Annotated in this window: 18 protein-coding genes; 11 read left to right on the plus strand and 7 right to left on the minus strand. The window is 63.3% G+C overall.

Annotated features, from left to right (window positions below):
• The first annotated feature begins 18 nt into the window (after positions 1–18).
• From R1T45_RS04695 to zapE, 4 genes are all read left to right on the plus strand, one after another.
• Positions 19–2046, plus strand: coding sequence for an NADPH-dependent 2,4-dienoyl-CoA reductase (locus tag R1T45_RS04695; protein WP_317390249.1), 2028 nt, complete (start codon positions 19–21; stop codon positions 2044–2046).
• A gap of 82 nt (positions 2047–2128) precedes the next feature.
• On the plus strand, positions 2129–3070 hold the full coding sequence (locus R1T45_RS04700) for a zinc transporter ZntB (RefSeq protein ID WP_132443847.1): 942 nt from the start codon (positions 2129–2131) through the stop codon (positions 3068–3070).
• Positions 3071–3214: 144 nt separating this feature from the next.
• Entirely contained in the window at positions 3215–4120 is a 906-nt protein-coding gene (locus R1T45_RS04705; protein ID WP_067629295.1) for a LysR family transcriptional regulator, read from the plus strand.
• A 239-nt stretch (positions 4121–4359) separates the two neighbouring features.
• Positions 4360–5418, plus strand: coding sequence for a cell division protein ZapE (zapE, locus tag R1T45_RS04710; protein WP_317390250.1), 1059 nt, complete (start codon positions 4360–4362; stop codon positions 5416–5418).
• 18 nt (positions 5419–5436) lie between these two features.
• Here zapE and R1T45_RS04715 read toward each other — a convergent pair whose 3' ends face one another.
• The 4 genes from R1T45_RS04715 to R1T45_RS04730 form a co-directional block, all read right to left on the minus strand.
• Positions 5437–5622, minus strand: coding sequence for a hypothetical protein (locus R1T45_RS04715; RefSeq protein ID WP_067629297.1), 186 nt, complete (start codon positions 5620–5622; stop codon positions 5437–5439).
• A 96-nt stretch (positions 5623–5718) separates the two neighbouring features.
• The gene (locus tag R1T45_RS04720; RefSeq protein ID WP_317390251.1) at positions 5719–6990 is read right to left on the minus strand and encodes a folylpolyglutamate synthase/dihydrofolate synthase family protein; all 1272 of its coding nucleotides are present in this window, start codon (positions 6988–6990) and stop codon (positions 5719–5721) included.
• The gene (accD, locus tag R1T45_RS04725) at positions 6987–7946 is read right to left on the minus strand and encodes an acetyl-CoA carboxylase, carboxyltransferase subunit beta (RefSeq protein WP_067941664.1); all 960 of its coding nucleotides are present in this window, start codon (positions 7944–7946) and stop codon (positions 6987–6989) included. The genes R1T45_RS04720 and accD overlap by 4 nt, the downstream gene beginning before the upstream one ends.
• Positions 7947–8002: 56 nt before the next feature.
• Positions 8003–8902 carry a CPBP family intramembrane glutamic endopeptidase gene (locus tag R1T45_RS04730; RefSeq protein ID WP_317390252.1) on the minus strand — a complete coding sequence of 300 codons (900 nt, stop codon included), beginning with the start codon at positions 8900–8902 and terminating at the stop codon, positions 8003–8005.
• Positions 8903–9112: 210 nt separating this feature from the next.
• On the opposite strand from R1T45_RS04730, the gene ilvD reads away from it, so the two are divergent.
• From ilvD to R1T45_RS04750, 4 genes are all read left to right on the plus strand, one after another.
• The gene (ilvD, locus tag R1T45_RS04735) at positions 9113–10879 is read left to right on the plus strand and encodes a dihydroxy-acid dehydratase (protein WP_260010630.1); all 1767 of its coding nucleotides are present in this window, start codon (positions 9113–9115) and stop codon (positions 10877–10879) included.
• 22 nt (positions 10880–10901) lie between these two features.
• Positions 10902–11459, plus strand: a complete 558-nt coding sequence (locus R1T45_RS04740) for a hypothetical protein (RefSeq protein WP_317390253.1) — start codon at positions 10902–10904, stop codon at positions 11457–11459.
• Between the two features lie 119 nt (positions 11460–11578).
• On the plus strand, positions 11579–12352 hold the full coding sequence (locus R1T45_RS04745; RefSeq protein ID WP_067629304.1) for a DUF6478 family protein: 774 nt from the start codon (positions 11579–11581) through the stop codon (positions 12350–12352).
• A 9-nt stretch (positions 12353–12361) separates the two neighbouring features.
• Positions 12362–12736 carry a hypothetical protein gene (locus R1T45_RS04750; protein WP_317390254.1) on the plus strand — a complete coding sequence of 125 codons (375 nt, stop codon included), beginning with the start codon at positions 12362–12364 and terminating at the stop codon, positions 12734–12736.
• Between the two features lie 135 nt (positions 12737–12871).
• Here R1T45_RS04750 and R1T45_RS04755 read toward each other — a convergent pair whose 3' ends face one another.
• From R1T45_RS04755 to gpmI, 3 genes are read right to left on the minus strand one after another with little or no spacing between them, the layout of a single operon-like run.
• Positions 12872–14209 carry a S41 family peptidase gene (locus R1T45_RS04755; protein ID WP_067629308.1) on the minus strand — a complete coding sequence of 446 codons (1338 nt, stop codon included), beginning with the start codon at positions 14207–14209 and terminating at the stop codon, positions 12872–12874.
• 3 nt (positions 14210–14212) lie between these two features.
• Positions 14213–15349: a murein hydrolase activator EnvC family protein gene (locus R1T45_RS04760; RefSeq protein WP_120352013.1), complete on the minus strand. Its 1137-nt coding sequence runs from the start codon at positions 15347–15349 to the stop codon at positions 14213–14215.
• On the minus strand, positions 15346–16863 hold the full coding sequence (gpmI, locus tag R1T45_RS04765) for a 2,3-bisphosphoglycerate-independent phosphoglycerate mutase (RefSeq protein ID WP_317390255.1): 1518 nt from the start codon (positions 16861–16863) through the stop codon (positions 15346–15348). Before gpmI ends, R1T45_RS04760 begins: the two co-directional genes overlap by 4 nt.
• A 168-nt stretch (positions 16864–17031) precedes the next feature.
• On the opposite strand from gpmI, the gene R1T45_RS04770 reads away from it, so the two are divergent.
• The 3 genes from R1T45_RS04770 to R1T45_RS04780 all read left to right on the plus strand — a co-directional run bounded on the left by R1T45_RS04770 (position 17032) and on the right by R1T45_RS04780 (position 20339).
• The gene (locus R1T45_RS04770; protein ID WP_067622513.1) at positions 17032–17211 is read left to right on the plus strand and encodes a zinc-finger domain-containing protein; all 180 of its coding nucleotides are present in this window, start codon (positions 17032–17034) and stop codon (positions 17209–17211) included.
• A gap of 123 nt (positions 17212–17334) precedes the next feature.
• Positions 17335–20133: a DNA polymerase I gene (polA, locus tag R1T45_RS04775; protein WP_317390256.1), complete on the plus strand. Its 2799-nt coding sequence runs from the start codon at positions 17335–17337 to the stop codon at positions 20131–20133.
• The gene (locus R1T45_RS04780) at positions 20133–20339 is read left to right on the plus strand and encodes a YdeI/OmpD-associated family protein (protein WP_317390257.1); all 207 of its coding nucleotides are present in this window, start codon (positions 20133–20135) and stop codon (positions 20337–20339) included. Before polA ends, R1T45_RS04780 begins: the two co-directional genes overlap by 1 nt.
• Positions 20340–20537 lie beyond the last annotated feature (198 nt).

Consider the following 20537-nt stretch of genomic DNA (forward strand, 5'->3'; position numbering starts at 1 on the left):
ACCCAGAAAGGTAAAGCCATGTCCGATTACCCCCACCTGCTTGCCCCGCTCGACCTTGGTTTTACCACGCTGAAGAACCGTTTGCTGATGGGGTCGATGCATACCGGGCTGGAGGAAACCGGCGACTGGAACCGCGTGGCGGAGTTCTATGCGGCACGGGCGCGGGGCGATGTGGGGCTGATGGTCACCGGCGGCATCGGGCCGAACCGCGAAGGTGCCGTGGCCCATGGGGCGGCAATGATGGTCAGCCAGAAGGACGTGGACAACCACAGCATCATCACCCAGCGGGTGCATGAAGCGGGCGGCAAGATCGCCATGCAAATCCTGCACGCGGGCCGCTATGCCTTTACACCCGAATGCGTGGCTCCAAGCGCGATCAAATCCCCCATCTCCATGTTCGCGCCCAAAGAGCTCGACGAGGAAGGCATTGAGAAACAGATTGCCGACATCGCCGCCTGCGCCCTGCGCGCGCGAGAGGCGGGCTATGATGGGGTAGAGATCATGGGCTCGGAGGGCTACTTTCTGAACCAGTTCCTCGTCACCCATACCAACAAGCGCGAGGACCGCTGGGGCGGGTCTTATGAGAACCGCATGCGCCTGCCGCTGGAGGTGGTGCGCCGGGTGCGCGAAACGGTGGGCGAAGATTTCATCCTGATCTACCGGCTGTCGATGATCGACCTCATCCCCAACGGATCGACCTTTGAGGAGGTCGTGCAACTGGCCCAAGAGGTCGAGAAGGCGGGCGCCAATATCATCAACACCGGCATCGGCTGGCACGAGGCGCGCATCCCCACCATCGCCACTTCGGTGCCGCGCGCGGCCTTTGCTTGGGTCACGAAAAAGCTGATGGGCAAGGTGGGCATCCCGCTCATTACCTCGAACCGGATCAACACGCCCGAGGTCGCCGAAGAGGTGCTTGCGGAGGGCTGCGCCGATATGGTCAGCCTCGCGCGGCCGATGCTGGCCGATGCCGATTTCCTTGCCAAGGCCAAGGCCGGTCAGGCTGAGCGGATCGCCCCCTGTATCGCCTGCAACCAAGCCTGCCTCGACCATACTTTCGGCGGCAAGATCTCCACCTGCCTTGTAAACCCGCGCGCCTGCTATGAGACGGAATTGCGAATCGAACCGGTAGCGGCGGCGAAATCCGTGGCCGTGGTCGGTGCTGGCCCTGCGGGCTTGTCCGCCGCAATCACGGCTGCCGAGCGCGGCCATAAGGTCACCTTGATAGACCGCGCGAGCGAGATCGGCGGGCAACTCAACCTCGCTAAGCAAGTGGCGGGAAAAGAGGAGTTCTGGGGCTTGGTCGATTGGTACCGCACCATGCTCAAGGTCCACGACGTGACCGTGCAGCTTGAGACCGAGGCCACGGCGGACGCGCTTCGCGGCTTCGACGAGGTCATCATCGCCACCGGCGTTGTGCCGCGTGACCCACAAATCCCCGGCCAAGACGGCGACAACGTGGTCAGCTACATCGACGTGCTGAACGGCACGGCAAAGGTCGGCCAGCGTGTCGCCGTGATTGGCGCGGGCGGGATTGGCTTCGACGTGTCGGAACATCTGGTGCACGACGGCGAGAGCAGCACGCTGAACCTGCCCGAATGGATGCGCGAATGGGGCGTCACCGATCCGGGTGCGCACCGCAGCGGGTTGGCCCCCGAAGGCCCGCAACCCCCGGCACCTGCGCGGGAGATCACCATGCTGCAACGCAAGACCAGCAAGCCCGGCAAAGGCTTGGGCAAGACCACGGGCTGGATTCACCGCGCCTCTCTCACCATGCGCGACGTGAAGATGATCGCGGGCGTGAACTACGAAAGTATCGACGGGTCCGGCCTGCACATTTCCTTCGGCGAGGCGCGCGAGAACCCCACGCTGATCGAGGCCGACACCATCGTGCTCTGCGCCGGACAACTTTCTGACCGCAGTCTTGCCGACACCCTAGAGGCCAGCGGCACCCCCTGTCATGTGATCGGCGGTGCCGACGTGGCCGCAGAACTCGACGCGAAACGCGCGATCAATCAGGGCACACGTCTGGCTGCTGCCCTTTAGCACCCGCACTGCGCGCGCCCTTGCACCCGGCGCGCGCAACCCGCTAAATCGCCTGACCGCTTTTGCCAGCCAATAGGTGACCATGCCCCTCTGCGTCTTTGACATATCTGATGACGGCACCACCACGGTGCCCGAAGACACCCAACTGACCGGGCCTGCGCGCTACCGTTGGTGGCATTTCGACATGGCCGATCCCGCGCTGGCACCATGGCTGGCCGAACACCTGCCCGAGATCCCGGCGGGTGCATTGCTGCAACCCGAAACGCGCCCGCGCTGCGATGAATATGAGGACGGTCTGATCCTCAATCTGCGCGGCATCAACCTGAACGAAGGGCAGCAGGCCGACCAGATGGTCTCGGTCCGGATGTGGGTGACGGATGCGGTGGTGATTACTGTGCGGATGCGCCGGGTCTTTGCCATCGACGAATTGCGCGCGCTGGCCGCCCAGAGCAACGCCCCGCCCCGGCCTTCGGCCTTCCTCGAAGCGCTGGTCTCAAGGTTGACCGCACGGGTGCAGATCGAAGTGGCGCGGCTGGCGGACCGCACGGCTTTCTACGAAACCGACCTCGAAGACCTCAGCACCCCGCCGCCCAAAGACCTGCCCGTCACCCGCCGCAGCACGATCAAACTCGAACGCTACCTCGCCCCGCAGCGCAGCGCGTTGGAACGGTTGGCGGACCTAGACCTGCCGCTGATCCCGAATGTCGATTCGATGAAGCTGCGCGAGTTGGCCAACCGCACCGCCATCGTGGTGGAGGAACTGGACGCCCTGCAAGAGCGCATTGTCACGGTACAGGACGAACACGACAACCAAGTCGCCCAACGCCAAGCGCGCCATGGCTATGTGCTGTCGATCGCCGCCGCCGTGTTCCTGCCGCTGGGGTTTCTGACCGGGCTTTTCGGCGTGAACGTCGGCGGGATGCCCGGCGTGGACGATCCGCGCGCCTTTGCCGTCCTTTGCCTTGCCATGGTGGGCCTCGCCGCGCTCATGCTGGCGGTTCTGAAATGGCTGCGCTGGCTGTAAGCCCCTCGGAAACGGATTGTCCTGCCGTTTCCATGCCATGAACGATCCCTGCAAAGACCACGGGACTGTCTTGCCTCTGCCCCGATCCTGCCTGAATTGCCGCCCATACCTGAGGGCAACAAGATCAATGCGAAGGGACAGGCAATGGACCGCCTTACGGAAATGGAAGCGTTTGCCACAGTGGTGGATCAAGGCGGCTTTACAGATGCTGCCAAGAAGATGGGGATCTCGAAATCCGCCGTCTCAAAGCATGTATCCTCACTTGAGGCCCGCTTGGGGGCGCGGTTGCTTAACCGTACCACCCGCCGCGTGTCGCCCACGGAGATCGGGCTGGCCTATTACGACCGCGCCCGCCGCGTGCTGAACGACGCAGGCGAGGCCGATGCGCTGGTCACCTCGATGCAATCCGCGCCCTCGGGGCTGTTGCGGATTTCGGTGGCGACGGATTTCGGCGTCAATCACCTGTCGCCCGCTTTGTCGGAGTTCTTGCAGGACTTTCCCGACATCACGGTGAACATGGTGCTGAACAACCGCTACGTTGAGCTAATCTCGGAAGGGTTCGACATGGCCGTGCGCATCGGAGAGTTGGAGGACAGCACCCTGCGCGCGCGCAAGCTGACCGAGACGACCAAACGCATGATCGCCAGCCCGAAGTATTTCGAGCAGTACGGGCGGCCGGAAAAGATCGATGATCTGAACAATCACAAGCTGCTGCATTACTCGAACCAGTCGTCTGGCAATGTGTGGAAACTGACCGCACCTTCGGGTGAAAAGCGGCAGGTCCGCACGGCGGGCTGGCTGTCGGTCAATGACGGGCAGAGCCTTTTGAACGCCGCGATTTCGGGACTGGGGATCGCCTATCTGCCAAGCTTTCTTTACGCCGATGCGATGGAGAAAGGGTTGGTCGAGGATGCCATCCCCGAACTGCCGCTGGAGACGCAGGGCATCTACGCCGTCTATCCTCCGGGCCGGTTCACCCAGCCCAAGGTGCGGGCGTTCATCGACTTCCTCGTGCATGAATTTGCCGAGAAGGGGCCGACGGACTGGTAAACACACTCGGCCCGGAATCAAGCCGCAGGCGCCGGGCCATCGCCTGCCCGCCCGGACGGGTAGGCGATTTAGTACGGCTGGGTGGGACTTGGCAAACGCACATCATGGTTGAGCCATAAAGTGGCAGCGACCTGCCGCGGATCGCCGACCCGCGGGCAGCCGATGGCCCTCAGTTGCTTCGCACTCTGCCACACAAGACCACCTTTCCTCTCCCCCACCAGCACGCTATCTCTCCCGCCATGAGCAATATGCGCGAAACCTATGCCCGGCTTGTCGCCGAGGGCAAGCTACAGGCCGACCCGGCCCAAGAAACCGTCATGGCGGAGTTTGACCGCATCCGCGATGCGCTGGCCCACCCGCCGAAGAAAAGCTTCTTTCGCAAGGCGCCCGAACCGCCCAAGGGGCTGTACCTCTGGGGTGGCGTGGGGCGCGGCAAGTCGATGCTGATGGACATGTTCGTGGCGCATCTGCCCGACGTGCCCGCGCGCCGGGTGCATTTCCACGCCTTCATGCAGGAAATCCACAACGCCATGCATGAGGTCCGCAAGACCGGCGTGGATGACGCCATCGCGCCCGTTGCCCGCGATGTGGCCGACAGCGTGCGCCTGCTCGCTTTCGACGAGATGCAGATCACCGACATCACCGACGCGATGATCGTGGGCCGCCTGTTCGAGGCGCTTTTTGCCGCCGGGGTCGTGGTCGTCACCACCTCCAACCGCCTGCCCGATGACCTGTATAAAAACGGCATCAACCGCGAGGTGTTTGTCCCTTTCATCGACCTCATCAAAGAGCGCATGGTGGTGCATGAACTTGCCAGCCCGACCGACTACCGCCAAGATCGGCTGGCCGGGTCGCAGGTCTATTTCACCCCCGTCAACGCCGAGAGCCGCGCCGCGATGGATGCGGTTTGGGACGATCTGGCAGGCACAAAGGGCGAGCCGCTGACCCTCCACGTGAAGGGCCGCGAAGTGGTGATCCCGGCCTTTCACAACGGCATGGCCCGCGCCGGTTTCCACGCGCTTTGCGGGCAGCCCTTGGGGGCCGCGGATTACCTCGCGCTGGCGCAGGCCGTGCGGGTGCTACTGCTGGACAACATCCCCACCCTCGGCCGCTCGAACTTTAACGAGGCCAAGCGCTTTGTCACGCTCATCGACGCGCTTTATGAGGCCAAGGTGCGGCTGATCTGCTCTGCCGCCGCCGCGCCGGAAATGCTCTATCTCGAAGGCGAAGGCACCTTTGAGTTCGAGCGCACAGCCTCCAGACTGCGCGAAATGCAGGGGGAAGACTGGGGGCGCTGACCGCCCCCTGCCGCCAAATCAGGAATCACTTACCGGCTGCATATGCAGGTCATTGCCCTGCAAAATCGGGTGATAGGGCCGCTCGACTTCATAAAGCCACCACAGGCCGCCTGCGATGATGGCGACACCTATGGCCATGAAGATAAATTGATATTTCCGTGCATCGTCCTGATCGTGACGCGCGGACTGGCTGAAATTGCGCATGGGGACACCTCGGTCAAATTCGAAAGGGGAGACTTCCTAAGACCAAGATACACCACATCTGCACTTCGCAGCAGCGGTACACCCAAATATGGTTAACTAGACGTTTTCACGCAACACGCTACCGGCAAGGTAGAGTGAGCCGCAGATCAGCACACGCGCATGGGGTTCGCGGGCGATGATCGCCTTGAGCGCCGCGGTGACATTCTCGGCCTCGGCGGTCTCGAACCCGACATCACGCGCCACTTTGGCCGTCGCCTCGGCAGGTAGGGTCGCCGCCTCGCCGGGGATCGACACGGCGGTCAGACTTGCCGCCTCTGCCGCCAAGGGGCGCAAGTATCCGGCGATATCCTTGGTGTTCAACATGCCGCAGATTAGATGCGTCGGGCGTTTCGGCAAAGCGGCCAGCGTCGCGGCCAGCGCCACGCCTGCGGCGGGGTTGTGCCCGCCATCCAGCCAGAGCTCACCCTCGGGCGCCATGCGGGCCAGCGGCCCCTCTGACAGCCGCTGCATCCGCGCGGGCCACTGCGCCTGCGTCACTGCAGCCTCGCAAGCCTCTGCATCGATCCCAAGCTGGCGCAGCGCCGCCAGCGCGGCCCCCGCGTTCATGATCTGATGGTCGCCGGGCAGATTGGGGCGCGGCAGATCAAGCAAGCCGCGCTCATCTTGATAGACCATGCGCCCTGCTTCGGGCGCGACATGCCATTGCTGGCCATAGGCCAAAAGCGGCGCGCCCAGTTTCGCGGCGCGGTCTTCGATCACCTCAAGCGCGGGGTCTTGCTGCGGGCCGACCACACAGGGCACAAGACGCTTGATGATGCCAGCCTTCTCGCCCGCGATTTCGGCCAGCGTTTCGCCCAAATACTGCTGATGATCGACCGACACCGGGGTGATCACGGTCAGCGCCGGGCCGATCACATTTGTCGCATCCAAGCGCCCGCCTAGCCCCACCTCCAGCAGCGTGTAATCGGCTCTGCTGCGCGAAAAAGCGAGGATGGCGGCGCAGGTGGTGATCTCGAAATAGGTGATCTCTTCGCCACCGTTGGCAGCGTGGCATTCTTCTAACACGGCCGCCAGATCGGGTTCTGAGATCAGCTGCCCTGCAACGCGAATACGCTCATGAAACCGCGCCAGATGGGGTGAGGTATAGGCGTGCACCGTCTTGCCCGCCGCCTCTAGCCCCGCGCGAATCATCGCTTGGGTCGACCCTTTGCCATTGGTGCCCGCGATGTGGATCACCGGCGGCAGGCCGTTTTGGGGGTTGCCCAAAGCGTCAAGCAGCCGCCACATCCGGTCGAGCGTCAGATCGATGATTTTGGGATGCAGCGCCATCATCCGTTCAAGGATGACATCCGATGAAGGCGTGCTCATTTCTTCTTAGGCGTATCGGCGGGCAACTCCGCTGCGGCCTGAACAGCGGCGGCGGCCTCGGCCACCTCCACTTCTTCGGGCGCGGGCAGGTCACCGCGCACGGCGGGCGGCAGGCCCATCAGCATGCGGGTAATGGTGATCAATTCATCACGCATCTCGGTCCGCTTGGTCACCCGGTCGAGCATGCCATGGTCGAGCAGATATTCCGCCCGCTGAAAGCCCTCGGGCAGTTTTTCACGGATGGTCTGTTCGATCACACGCGGCCCGGCAAAGCAGATCAGCGCGTTCGGCTCGGCAATCTGCACGTCGCCCAACATCGCATAGGACGCGGTGACGCCGCCGGTCGTGGGGTGGGTCAGCACAACGATATAGGGCAGGCCCGCTTCTTTCAGCATCTGCACGGCGACCGTGGTGCGCGGCATCTGCATCAGGCTGAGGATACCTTCTTGCATCCGCGCGCCACCAGCGGCGGAGAATAGCACCAGAGGGCGCTTCAGCTTCACCGCTTCCTCGGCGGCGGCAATGATCGCATTGCCCACATACATGCCCATGGAGCCGCCCATGAACGAGAAGTCCTGCGCGCAAGATACAATCGGCGTGCGGCCAATCTCACCCGTGACCACGAGCATGGCTTCATGCTCGCCCGTCTGCTTTTGCGCGGCCTTCATCCGGTCGGGATAGCGTTTCTGATCTTTGAAATGCAGCGGGTCTGGCGTGGGCGCAGGAACCTTCACCTCGGTAAAGATGCCACCGTCGAACAGCGCCTTGAACCGCTCGCGCGGGCTGATGTGCATGTGGTGGCCGCAGTTGGTGCAGACGTTTAGATTGTCCGCCAACTCGCGGTGAAACAGCATGGTGCCGCATTCGTTACACTTGGTCCACAGGTTGTCCGGCGTCTCGCGGCGCGAGAAGATCGAGTTGATACGCGGACGGACGTAGTTTGTGATCCAGTTCATTGGCAGGCCTCTGCTGTGGTTCCGTTCCAGATAATCCCCGCATGGGGAAATTGCAATCAGCGGCGTATCGCCAGCCTTGCCGCGAGCCACGACACCAACATCAACGCGAAATCCACCGGCAACCAAGTCCGCAACGCCGCCGCGTCATCCATCGAAAACGGCGTCAGATAAAGCGCCAGCCCCGAAAGATCATCCGGCAGAGAGATAATGAGAATGGCCGAGACATTGTTCCACAGATGCACCGCGATGGCGGGCCCAAGCGAGCCGGAGCGCGCAGTAAGGTCAGCCATCAAGATGCCGAAGACCCCAGCCCAGAGCGCCACCATCAGCGCATTCTCCCCCGCCTCGGCAGGCAGGTAGTGACCAAGCGCGAAAAGCGCCGAGGGCAGGACCATCCAGATCAGCGGCGAGCGAAACCGTGCCGCCAGTTGCTGCTGTACATAGCCGCGAAAGACGATCTCTTCGGCGCTGACCTGCACCAACACCGCCAGCAGCGACAGTGGCAAAAGCAGCAGCCAGCGGCCAAGCGGCAGGTTCGGCGTCAGTTCGCCGCCCATGTCCCATGGCGGCAAGATCAGCAGCACGGCCCCAAGGGCCAGCATAGCAAGGGACACCGCGCGAAAACTCGGCCAAAGCCGCCCCGGCACGCACAGCAAGCTGCCCGCGCTGCGCCGGTGTACGACCCGCACAGTCACACCGACCGCCATCGCCATGGTCCCAAAACTGAACAGCAGCAGATACATGGCCTGCGGCGTGGCCCCTTCAAGCAGGTTGCCATGCAGCGATGCCGCCGCCGTGCCTGCCAGCGCATAGACCGTCTGAAAATAAAGCTCGTTCAGCGCAACATAGGCCACCACCGCCACGAACAACCCCAAGAAAAAGCGCCAAAGCGCCGATGAGGCGCGCGCGGGCGCGACGAAGGCCGCATGGGCGCTGTAATCGGGCCGCCAATTCATGAGAGGCGCGGGGCAGATCGGGGGTGGTTGTTGCAGAGCATATGCCGGACCTTCACGCTTGCGGGCGGCTCCAACCGACCGCGCCAGAAGGTCAGAACCTATGCCCTAACACGCTGCGATACAACAGTTCCCCCACCTCATACGCGCCAAAGCCTTGCAGCACCGCCCCTGCCCCTCTATTCCATTCAAGACGTTTCAAGGAGCCCACCGATGTCCACCACGCCCCGCTTCGACAAATCCCGGCTGCCCAGCCGCCACGTGACCGAAGGCCCGGCCCGCGCGCCGCACCGGTCTTACTACTATGCCATGGGCATGACCGAAGAAGAGATTCACCAGCCGTTGGTGGGCGTCGCCACCTGCTGGAACGAAGCAGCCCCCTGTAACATCGCGCTGAACCGTCAGGCGCAGGCTGTAAAAGTGGGCGTGCATTCCGAACAGGGCACCCCGCGCGAATTCACCACCATCACCGTCACCGATGGCATCGCCATGGGCCATGAGGGCATGCGTTCCTCGCTGGCCTCGCGCGAAGCAATTGCCGACACGGTAGAGCTGACCATGCGCGGCCACTGCTATGACGCCATCGTGGGTCTGGCGGGCTGTGACAAATCCCTGCCGGGAATGATGATGGCCATGCTGCGCCTCAACGTGCCGTCGGTCTTCCTTTATGGTGGGTCGATCCTGCCGGGCAAAGCACCTGCCGGGGCCGATGTGCCCGAAGACTTCGCCAGCCGTGACCTGACCGTGCAGGACATGTTCGAAGCCGTGGGCCGCTTCCAGAACGGCTCCATGTCGCAAGCCGCTTTGGACGTGCTTGAGCGCGTGGCTTGCCCATCGGCGGGTGCTTGCGGCGGCCAGTTCACCGCAAACACCATGGCCTGCGTGTCGGAGGCCATCGGCCTCGCGCTGCCGAACTCTTCGGGCATGCCCGCGCCCTATGAGAGCCGCGACGCCTATGCCGAAGCCTCGGGGGCGGCGGTCATGAACTTGATCGAAAAGAACATCCGCGCGCGTGACATCTGCACCCGCGAAGCCTTTGAAAACGCGGCGCGTATCGTGGCCTGCACCGGTGGGTCGACTAACGCGGGCCTGCACCTGCCCGCCATGGCCCATGAAGCCGGGATCGAGTTCTACCTCGAAGACGTTTGCGAGATCTTCCGCGACACGCCCTATTTCGTCGATATGAAACCGGGCGGCGCTTATGTGGCCAAAGATCTTTACGATGCGGGCGGCGTGCCGGTGGTGATGAATGAGTTGCGCAAAGCGGGCCTTATTCACGAAGACTGCATGACCGCCACCGGATACTCGATGGGCGAAGTGTTGGATCAAGTGACCCGCGAAGCAGACGGCAAGGTGATCCACTCGGTCGCCAATCCGATCAGCAAGACCGGCGGTGTTGTCGGCCTCAAAGGCAACCTTGCCCCCGAAGGCGCCATCGTGAAAATCGCGGGCATGTCGGAAGAAGACATCGTTTTCACCGGCCCGGCACTGGTGTTCGAATGCGAGCAGGACGCCTTTGAAGCCGTGCAGAACCGCGCCTATTCCGAAGGCGATGTTTTCGTCATCCGCAACGAAGGCCCCGCAGGCGGCCCCGGCATGCGCGAGATGCTGGCGACCACGGCGGCGCTGTCCGGTCAGGGCATGGGCAAGAAAGTGGCGCTGATCACCGATGGCCGCTTCTCGGGCGCGACACGTGGTTTCTGCGTGGGTCACGTTGGGCCAGAAGCCGCACACGGCGGGCCGATTGCGCTGCTGAAAAACGGCGACATGATCACCCTTGATGCCATCACCGGCAGCATCAGCGTCGACCTGAGCGAGGATGAACTGGCTGAGCGCCGCAAGGGCTGGGCTGGCCCCCGTGCGACGAACTACCAAAGCGGCGCGCTGTGGAAATATGCCAAGCTTGTCGGCCCCACCTACCTTGGTGCCGTGACACATCCGGGCGCTCAGGCCGAGACCCATGATTACATGGACCTCTAAGCGCCCTCTTGCGGCACTTGCTATGCTCACCCTGTCCGCCTGCGAAGGCGGTCAGGGTTTTTCCTTTGGCGGCAGTACCGGCGCGCCCGACAAACCCCTGCGGCAAACGGCGCTTGCCGGGGGCGCGGTGCAGGTGGTGCCCCCGCAGGGCTATTGCATCGACCCCAAAAGCCTCAAACGCCGCTTTGCCCTGATGGCGCGCTGCGACGCACTTGGCCTGCCGGATGTGGTCACCGCCGCGCCGCGTGGCATCCTAACGCTGGCGCTGATCGAGGCCGAGGCAGAAGCCCCTCTGCCCACCCCACAACAGGTCGCCGAGGCCACTGGTCTGAGCCAGCTGCAAGAGGCCGGCAGCATTGAAGGCGCAACGATTTTTGTGGCCCAAGGGCCGGTGCCCGCCGAGGGCATGTCGCCCCGCCACTGGCGCGGCATGGCACGGATCGGCGGCCATGTCGCCAGCGTCACCCTGTACGGCGCACCGCAAAGCCGCGCCATTTCCGAAGAGGGCCGCGCACTGGTCGCAGACCTGATCCGACAAAGCCGCAGCAAAAGCGCGAAGGCTGCCCCCGCTGGCAGCTGACCCGCCCGTTGTTTCCAAATTGGCAACACTGCCCGCCCCCGGAAACAATCGCAGGGGCTATTCATTTGAACGAAATGCCCGCCTTGCATAGACTGCGACAAAACGAGAGGCGCAGGTTCATGGTCAACTTCCCCAGCGGCTATCTGGAGAGCAAGCTCTATGCCCGCGCGCTGCAACGTTGGGCCGATGCGGCTCGCAAGGCCGCCACGGTCGATCTTGCCACCCTGCGCCGTCAACGCAGCCGCGCCCGGCTGCTGCGCGCCCAACTGGATCGTCTGATTCACCGCGCAGAAGACCGCCTCGCCCTGCCCGCGATTGGCGCCAGCGGCTTTCCGAAACCGCATAACGCCGATTGGGCATGGCGGCCCGAGCTTTGGCGCGGCCCGCTTGCCACGCCGGGGATGTCGTCGGTCGAAACCAAATCCACACTGGGCGAGGAAGTGACCCTGTTCCACGATTGCGCGCAATCGGAACTGACCCTGCGCCAGTTGCGCAACCTGCGCGAGGCCGATTTGGCCCCCTATGGGCTGCAACTCGATGTCTTCAAATTTGATGGGTCTTTCCTGTCGCTGGTGATTAACCTGCCCACCGACGCCATCACCGGATTGAAACGCCGCCACCTGATCCGCATGGATACGATCGTGCAATTGGAACACCCGCTTGAGATCTTTGCCCGGCTCAACATCCGCCATGGTCCGAACACCGAACAGATCGTCCGCGAATTGCCCGTCGGACAGGAAAACATCAGCGTCGAATTCGATCTGGCCTATAGCAATCTCAACGAAAAGCGGATCGAGGCGGCATGGATCGACCTAATCTTTGAGGGGCCGGACATGAACCAAGTCGTCCTGCGCGACCTCACTTTCTCGCGCCGCCCCCGCGCCCAGATCTAGGACCCCGTCATGAGCCACTTTGACCTGACCAAGACTGTATTGCGCCAAGGCATCTGGCACGGCGTGCTGACCGCCCAGGACGGCACCGACACCCCGCAGATCAGCGTGACGCATGAAGGCAAAGAGGTGGCAGAGGTGACGCTGGAAGCCGAAGGAACCGAGGGGCGCTGGCACCTCTCCTTCGCCCTCCCACCCGAGGCGATTGCCGATGGGGTGCAGACCCTCGTTATCACCGAAAAGACCGGCGGGGCGCTCTTGGGTCATGTGACCCTGATCGCGGATGAAGCGCTTGGCGATGACATCCGGGCCGAGATGGACCTGCTGCGGGCCGAACTCGACATGCTCAAACGCGCCTTTCGGCGGCATTGCCGCGAAACGGGGTAAGGCGGGCACCGCCCCGCACTGCAATCGCAACGCGGCGCGCTCTAGGTCCTGCCCCGCCCCACCGCCAACGGACCGGCCCCAAACAAAAAGCCCCGCTGTCTCCAGCGGGGCTTTTTGCATCTTGTTTACGATATTTTACTCGTTCGGGCCCAAAGCCGACAGACCCTTGAGGATGTCGATGGCATAGGCCAGTTGGTAATCCTCTTCACGCAGCTCAGCCGCCTTGCGGGCCTTTTCGCGGTCGTCCTCGATCTGTTTGATCTGATCGTCGGTCAGGCTGTCATTGTTCAACCGTCCGCGCAGATCGGCTTCGGAGCGGAGGGGGCGTGCCGACAATGCTTCGTCTTCCTCGGTCTCCGGTGCGGCTGGGGGCTGGGCCACAACGATGTCAGGCGATACGCCAAGCGCTTGGATCGACCGGCCCGAAGGCGTGTAGTAGCGCGCCGTGGTCAGGCGCATGGCCCCGTCGCCGCGCAGTGGCATGACGGTCTGAACCGACCCTTTGCCAAAGCTCTTGGTGCCGATGACGATGGCGCGGCGGTGGTCCTGCAAGGCCCCCGCGACGATTTCCGAGGCCGAGGCAGAGCCGCCGTTGATCAGCACCACAATCGGTTTGCCCATCGCCAGATCACCCGGCGTGGCATTCACCCGGTCACCATCTTCGATGTCGCGGCCACGGGTGCTGACGATTTCCCCTTCTTCGAGGAAGGCATCCGACACGGCAATCGCCTGATTGAGCAAGCCGCCGGGGTTGTTGCGCATATCAATGACGATGCCGTTGATATTCTCCATGCCACCCGCGTCTTCGATCTGCTGCTCCAGACCCTCTTTCATCTTGGGATAGGTCTGTTCGTTGAACGTTGTCAGACGCAGCACGGCGGTGTTGCCCACGGTCCGGGCGCGCACGGCGGTCAGCTGGATTGTGTCGCGCACGATGGAAACGTCGAAGGGCTCTGGCTCCCCTTCGCGCACCACGGTGATGAGGATCTCTGACCCCACCGGCCCGCGCATCATCTCGACCGCGTCGTCGAGGCCAAGACCCAACAGGCTTTCGCCATCGACATGGGTGATGAAATCCCCCGCCTCAATCCCGGCCTCAGCAGCAGGGGTGCCATCGATGGGCGAGACGACTTTGACGAAACCCTCTTCTTGGGTAACCTCGATGCCCAAACCCCCGAATTCGCCGCGCGTTTGTTCGCGCATCTTTTCGGCGTCCTTGGGCGACAGGTAGGACGAATGCGGATCAAGCGAGGTCAGCATACCGTTGATGGCGGCTTCGATCAGGTCACCGGGGTCGACATCTTCGACATATTGCGCGCGGATGCGTTCGAAAATATCTCCGAAAAGATCAAGCTGTTCGTAAACATTTGTCGTCTTCTCGGCCTCTTGCGCCAGCAGCGGTCCGGCGATCTGAGTGGTTGCGACCACCCCCGCGACCGTGCCTGCAACGGCTGCCATCACGAATTTCTTCATCTGCTATCCATCCTTGTCGGTGCGGAACCAGTCTGCCGGGTCCTGAGGTGTGTTGTCTTGCCTGACTTCTATATAGAGCGTTTCCGTCCGGTCAGTGCCAGTGCCTTCACCATTTGGTGACATCTGGGAACTTGTGCCGCTTTCCGGCCCGCCCATCAACCCGATGGGCGTGCCACCGGCAATCACCTGCCCGGCTTGGCCGTAAACGATATCCAGCCCCGCCAGCACAAAAAGCGTATCGACCTGCGGCTCAAGGATCACGACATTGCCCAGATCCAGCAACGGACCAACGTATCGGATCGTTGACGCCGCCGGGCTGGTGACGATGGCGCGGGGCCGGGTGGCAAGGATCATGCCGGGCCGTGTGACCCCAGCCGAATCCGTCTCTCCCGCCTTGCGCAGCACCAAGCCTTGGGCGGGCAAGGGCAGCTCGCCCACCTGACCGTCAAGGTTCACCGGGGCGGGTTCTTCCGCGCCGGTGGTGATCTCGGACAGGCCACTGGCAAAGCCATCCAATGTCTCGGTCGAGGCAATCAGGATCGCGGTGCGCACCGGGTCTTCGGTAAAGCGCGTCGGCAGATCGGTACGGTTGGCCATCGCCTGATTGAGCGCGGTGCGGGCGCGCTGCACTTCGGTCAGCCCCTCTTGCAACCGCTGTGCCGCATCGGTCTGCAAGGCACGCAGGGTTTTGATGTCTTCGTAGTCTTGGCGCAGCGCATCGGCGCGGGCGTTGAGCGCGGGCGTCAATTCCGCCAGCAACATCCCGGCACGCGCAGTACCCATCGGGCCATCGGGGTGCAGCAGCACCACGGGCGACGGATCACCGCCGATGCTTTGCAAAACGCCCAAGAACTGCGCCACCTCGCCCTCGCGCGCCTGTAGCTTGCGGCTAAGCTGTGCCTCGTTGATCGCCGCCTGACGCAGCCCTGCCCGCATCGCGGCAAGCCCCGCCTCAAACGCCTGAATCGTTTCGGTCAGCGCCTGCACCCGGTCGCGCGCGCCGTCGGCTTGGTCAAGCCGCGCCCCTGCCGCCTCCAACGCGGTCGCGGCCGCGCGTGCCTCCGCGGCGGCCTCATCGGCCTGCGCCTGTGCCATCAGGGGCAGGCAGGCAAAAACAACAGCCGCGGCGAAATGCTTCATGTCAGCAGGCTTTTCCCGGTCATTTCTTCGGGCTGCGGCAGGCCCATCAACTCCAGCACCGTCGGTGCCAGATCGGCCAGACGCCCGTCGCGCAGGGCGGTCCCTTCGGGCGCGCCCACCGCCACCACCGGCACAGGGTTAAGCGTATGCGCCGTATGCGCGCCGCCTGTCTCGGGGTCGATCATCATCTCGCAATTGCCGTGATCCGCCGTAACGATCATCGCGCCGCCCGCCTTTTCCAGCGCCTTGAGCACCCGGCCCAGCCCCGCGTCCACCGCTTCGCAAGCCGCAATCGCTGCCTCAAGATCACCGGTATGGCCGACCATATCGGGGTTGGCGAAATTCACCACGATCAGGTCATAGCCCGCCTCGATCGCCTGCACGAACTGATCCGTCACCTCGGCGCAGGACATCTCGGGCTGCATGTCATAGGTCGCGACATCGGGCGACTTGGGCATGTTGCGGTCTTCGCCCGCCGCCGGGGTTTCGACACCCCCGTTGAGGAAAAAGGTCACATGGGGATATTTCTCGGTCTCGGCCAAACGGAACTGCCGCAGCCCCTGTTGCGCCACCCAATCCCCCAGCGTGTTTTTGATGTCCGGCTTGGGATACATCGTGGTCATATAGGCGGCGTGGTCTTTGGAATATTCCGCCATGCCCATCAGCGCCGCCCAATCGGGGCGCGGACCGATGTCATAGGCGTCGAACCCCGGATCGCCCAAGGCCGCCATGATCTCGCGCGCGCGGTCGGCGCGGAAGTTAAGGCAGAAGAGCCCGTCGCCCGTCGCCGCCCCCGCATAGCCGTCGATCACACTGGCGGCAAAGAACTCATCCGTCTCGCCCCGCCCGTAGGCGGCCTGCACCGCTGCGCGGGCGTCGGGAAATGCCTGCCCTTCGCCGCGCAGAATTGCCGCCGAAGCCTTGCCCACCCGGTCCCAACGGTTGTCGCGGTCCATCGCGAAATAGCGCCCTGTCACGGTGACGATCCTGACGCCTTCGGGCAGCGCCGCCTCCAGCGTCTCGAAATAGCCAAGCGCTGAAGACGGTGCCACGTCGCGCCCATCTGTCACCGCATGGATCACCACCGGCAGTCCCGCCGCATCCAGCGCGCGGGCGGCGGCGACCATATGGCTCAGATGCCCATGCACCCCCCCGTCCGAGACGACGCCCATCAGATGCGCCGTGCCGCCGGTTTCCTTGAGCTTGGCGATAAAACCCCGCAGCCGCGCATTCTCGGCAAAGCTGCCTTCTTCGATCGCCAGATCAATCTGCCCCAGATCCATCGCCACCACCCGGCCCGCGCCGATATTGGTGTGGCCAACCTCGGAATTGCCCATCTGCCCGCGCGGCAGGCCCACGTCGGGGCCATGGGTGATCAGCTGCGCCTTTGGTCCCGCTTGCATGATCCGGTCAAAATTCGGCGTCTTGGCCAGCAGGGGGGCGTTGCCCTCCGGCACCTCGCTGAGGCCCCAACCGTCAAGGATGCACAATACGACAGGTTTGGGGGCGCTCATCAGACTGTTGCTCCGGCTTGGTGGCTGTTCAGCGCCTTTTACCCCTTGTGGGCTGGCACTTGAACCACTTTGTGCACAAGCCTCCCATTCCCGCGCAGAGCCCTTGCCCCGCGCGCCTGCTTTGGTCATAACGAGTGGCAACTTTCGCCTGAGCCGAGGACCAACTCCATGACCCTGCAAGCGCCCGAAACCCGCATCGTGAACACTTGGCGCGTGGCCTGCGACGGCAGCGAAGGCGCGCTTGGCCATCCGCGCGTCTGGCTGCAAATCCCCCAAGATCGCGGCTGGGTCGAATGCGGCTACTGCGATTGCAAATTCGTCCATACGGATTTCGAAGGCAAAGTCTGAGCCTTCCCGGCCCTCACCTGAACACCTGAACCGACGGCACGAACCTGCCCGCGCGGCGCATTGGCGTCTGGCCGTGGGCCATGCTTCGTGGCAAAAGGGTCGCCAATCCAGCGGAGCATTCATATGACATTCGGCAAAGGCCACCACCTGCATCTGATCGACGGCTCGGCCTTCATCTTTCGCGCCTATCACGCCCTGCCACCGCTGACGCGCAAATCCGACGGCATGCCCATCGGCGCCGTGGCTGGGTTTTGCAACATGCTGCACCGCTATGTTGAGGGCAACACCGGCCCCAACGCGCCCACGCATGTTGCCGTGATCTTCGACAAGGGCAGCCACACTTTCCGCAATGACATGTACGACCAGTACAAGGCCAACCGCGAGGCCATGCCCGAAGACCTGCGCCCGCAGATCCCGCTGACCCGCACCGCGACCGAGGCGTTCAACATCGCCTGCAAAGAGCTCGAGGGCTATGAGGCGGATGACATCATCGCCACCCTCGCCGTACATGCCCGCGCCGCCGGGGGGCGTTGCACCATCATCAGCTCCGACAAAGACCTGATGCAGCTTGTCGGCGACGGCGTGGAAATGCTGGACGCGATGAAGAACAAGACCATCGACCGCGATGGCGTCTTCGAGAAGTTCGGTGTCTACCCTGACCGCGTGGTGGATGTGCAGGCGCTGGCGGGCAATTCGGTCGACAACGTGCCCGGCGCGCCCGGCATCGGCATCAAGACAGCGGCGCTGCTGATCAACGAATACGGCGATCTGGATGCGCTGCTGGAACGCGCGAGCGAGATCAAACAGCCCAAACGCCGCCAGACCCTGATCGACCATGCCGAGCAAATCCGCCTGAGCCGCAGCCTCGTGCTGCTCGATGAAAACACGCCCATCGACTTCACCATCGACGACCTCGAAGTGCGCGACCCCGATGCCGACCGCCTGCTCGGCTTCCTGTCTGAGATGGAATTCCGCACCCTGTCAAAACGCGTGGCCGAAGTGCTGGGCCGCGAAGCCCCCGCCATCCCCGACGCGCCAGCGCCTGCCGTGGCCGACGCACCGCAGGTCGCGGATGTGCCCTTCGACCACAGCAAATATGAGCAGGTCAGCGACGCCGAGGCGCTGCGCGTTTGGCTCGACCGGATTTATGAGGTCGGCTATGTCGCTGTCGATACGGAAACCACCGGTCTGAACGAGATGACCGCCGAACTGGTCGGCGTGTCGCTGTCGGTTGAGGCCGGGCAGGCCTGCTATATCCCGCTGACCCATAAAGCCAGCCGCAGCGATGACCTGTTTGGCTCCGATGACCTCGCCCCCGGCCAGATGCCGATTGAGGAAGCGCTGCAACTGCTGACCCCGATGCTGGAGGATCCTGCGATCCTGAAAATCGGGCAGAACATGAAATACGACGGAAAGATCTTTGCTCAGTTGGGCATCACCGTCGCACCCATTGATGACACGATGCTGATGTCCTACGCGATGCACGCGGGGCTGCACGGGCATGGGATGGACACGCTTTCTGAGCGTTACCTCGGCCACACGCCCTTGCCGATCAAACCGCTGTTGGGCAGCGGTAAATCTGCCGTGACCTTCGACAAGGTGCCAATGGAAGACGCCGTGCCCTATGCCGCCGAAGACGCCGATGTCACCCTGCGCCTGTGGAAACTCTTCAAGCCGCAGCTGCACCGCGCCGAAGTGACCAAAGTCTACGAAACGCTTGAGCGCCCGCTGGTGCCCGTGTTGGCCCAGATGGAGCGTTCGGGGATACTCGTCGACCGCGACACGCTCAGCCGGATGTCCAATGCTTTCGCCCAGAAAATGGCGGGGCTAGAGGCTGATATTCACGAGCTGGCCGGAGAAACGTTCAACGTCGGCTCCCCCGCGCAGCTGGGTGAAATCCTGTTTGGCAAGATGGGGCTTGAGGGCGGCAAAAAGGGCAAGACCGGCAAATATTCCACCGGCGCGGATGTGCTGGAGGATCTGGCCACCGAACATGACCTCGCCCGTCGGGTGCTGGACTGGCGGCAACTGTCCAAACTGAAGTCGACCTATACCGACGCGCTGCAAGACCATGTGAACGCCGACACGGGCCGGGTGCACACCTGCTATTCCATCGCGGGCGCGACGACGGGGCGTCTGGCCTCCACCGATCCGAACCTACAAAACATCCCGATCCGCTCCGAAGAAGGCCGCCGCATTCGTGAGGCTTTTGTCGCCCCCGAGGGCAAGGTGCTGGTGGCGCTGGACTACAGCCAGATTGAGCTGCGCATCCTCGCGCATATCGCCCAGATTGATGCCTTGAAGGAAGCTTTCCAACGCGGCGACGACATCCACGCCATGACAGCGTCCGAGATGTTTGACGTGCCGATGGATCAGATGACCCCGGAAATTCGCCGCAACGCCAAGGCGATCAACTTCGGGGTGATCTACGGCATCTCCGGCTTCGGCCTCGCGCGCAACCTGCGCATTCCACGGGCCGAGGCGCAGGGCTTTATCGACCGCTATTTCGAACGCTTCCCCGGCATCCGCACCTATATGGACGACACCAAAGCCTTCGCCAAAGAGCACGGGTTTGTGCAGACGCTGTTCGGGCGTAAGATCAACACGCCCAACATCGGCGCCAAGGGGCCGCAGGCAGGTTTTGCCGCCCGCGCCGCGATCAACGCGCCGATTCAAGGCACCGCTGCTGATGTGATCCGCCGCGCCATGGTGCGGATGCCCGAGGCCATCGCCGATCTGCCCGCGACGATGCTGTTGCAGGTGCACGATGAACTGCTGTTCGAAGTGGAAAAAGGGGCCGAAGACGCGCTGATCGCCGCCGCGCGCGAGGTGATGGAGAACGCCAATGATCCGGTGGTGAAGCTTGATGTAAAGCTGATCGTCGATGCCGGCGTCGGTGCCAACTGGGCGGAGGCGCATTGATGGAGCATATAGACCTCCCCGAAGACCTCGCTCAAGCGCTGGAAGAGACCGGCTCACAGGCGGGCTGGGACGGATACAGCGATGAGTTGCGCGCCGATGCGCTGGCATGGATCGACGCGGCGCGGACCACGACGGCACGATCGAAGCGGGTGGATGATGTGGCGCGCTTTGCCGGTAAGGGACTGCCGCCGACACCGTTTCAGTAGGGTGAAATGAAGCACCGGCCCGGAATCAAGCCGCAGGCGCCGGGCCATCGCCTGCCCGCCCCCCGGGTAGGCGATTTGGTGAGGCTGGGCATACCCTTTCGAGCAAACATCACGGATGAGCCATAAAGTGGCAGAAACATCTGCCCGGTCGCCGACCCGCGGTCAGGCCATGGCCCTTTGTACATCTTGCCCATGTCA

This window comes from Sulfitobacter sp. LC.270.F.C4, assembly GCF_032922545.1.
GTDB lineage: Bacteria > Pseudomonadota > Alphaproteobacteria > Rhodobacterales > Rhodobacteraceae > Sulfitobacter > Sulfitobacter profundi.

Bases quoted from the DNA above. Each gene is read 5' to 3' on its own strand.
- ilvD (WP_260010630.1), top strand. From the start codon at position 9,113: ATGTCCACCACGCCCCGCTTCGACAAATCCCGGCTGCCCAGCCGCCAC.
- R1T45_RS04770 (WP_067622513.1), top strand. From the start codon at position 17,032: ATGACCCTGCAAGCGCCCGAAACCCGCATCGTGAACACTTGGCGCGTG.
- R1T45_RS04750 (WP_317390254.1), top strand. From the start codon at position 12,362: ATGAGCCACTTTGACCTGACCAAGACTGTATTGCGCCAAGGCATCTGG.
- R1T45_RS04695 (WP_317390249.1), top strand. From the start codon at position 19: ATGTCCGATTACCCCCACCTGCTTGCCCCGCTCGACCTTGGTTTTACC.
- zapE (WP_317390250.1), top strand. From the start codon at position 4,360: ATGAGCAATATGCGCGAAACCTATGCCCGGCTTGTCGCCGAGGGCAAG.
- accD (WP_067941664.1), bottom strand. From the start codon at position 7,946: ATGAACTGGATCACAAACTACGTCCGTCCGCGTATCAACTCGATCTTC.
- gpmI (WP_317390255.1), bottom strand. From the start codon at position 16,863: ATGAGCGCCCCCAAACCTGTCGTATTGTGCATCCTTGACGGTTGGGGC.
- R1T45_RS04705 (WP_067629295.1), top strand. From the start codon at position 3,215: ATGGACCGCCTTACGGAAATGGAAGCGTTTGCCACAGTGGTGGATCAA.
- R1T45_RS04720 (WP_317390251.1), bottom strand. From the start codon at position 6,990: ATGAGCACGCCTTCATCGGATGTCATCCTTGAACGGATGATGGCGCTG.
- R1T45_RS04755 (WP_067629308.1), bottom strand. From the start codon at position 14,209: ATGAAGAAATTCGTGATGGCAGCCGTTGCAGGCACGGTCGCGGGGGTG.
- R1T45_RS04700 (WP_132443847.1), top strand. From the start codon at position 2,129: ATGCCCCTCTGCGTCTTTGACATATCTGATGACGGCACCACCACGGTG.
- R1T45_RS04730 (WP_317390252.1), bottom strand. From the start codon at position 8,902: ATGAATTGGCGGCCCGATTACAGCGCCCATGCGGCCTTCGTCGCGCCC.
- polA (WP_317390256.1), top strand. From the start codon at position 17,335: ATGACATTCGGCAAAGGCCACCACCTGCATCTGATCGACGGCTCGGCC.
- R1T45_RS04740 (WP_317390253.1), top strand. From the start codon at position 10,902: ATGCTCACCCTGTCCGCCTGCGAAGGCGGTCAGGGTTTTTCCTTTGGC.
- R1T45_RS04745 (WP_067629304.1), top strand. From the start codon at position 11,579: ATGGTCAACTTCCCCAGCGGCTATCTGGAGAGCAAGCTCTATGCCCGC.
- R1T45_RS04760 (WP_120352013.1), bottom strand. From the start codon at position 15,349: ATGAAGCATTTCGCCGCGGCTGTTGTTTTTGCCTGCCTGCCCCTGATG.
- R1T45_RS04780 (WP_317390257.1), top strand. From the start codon at position 20,133: ATGGAGCATATAGACCTCCCCGAAGACCTCGCTCAAGCGCTGGAAGAG.
- R1T45_RS04715 (WP_067629297.1), bottom strand. From the start codon at position 5,622: ATGCGCAATTTCAGCCAGTCCGCGCGTCACGATCAGGACGATGCACGG.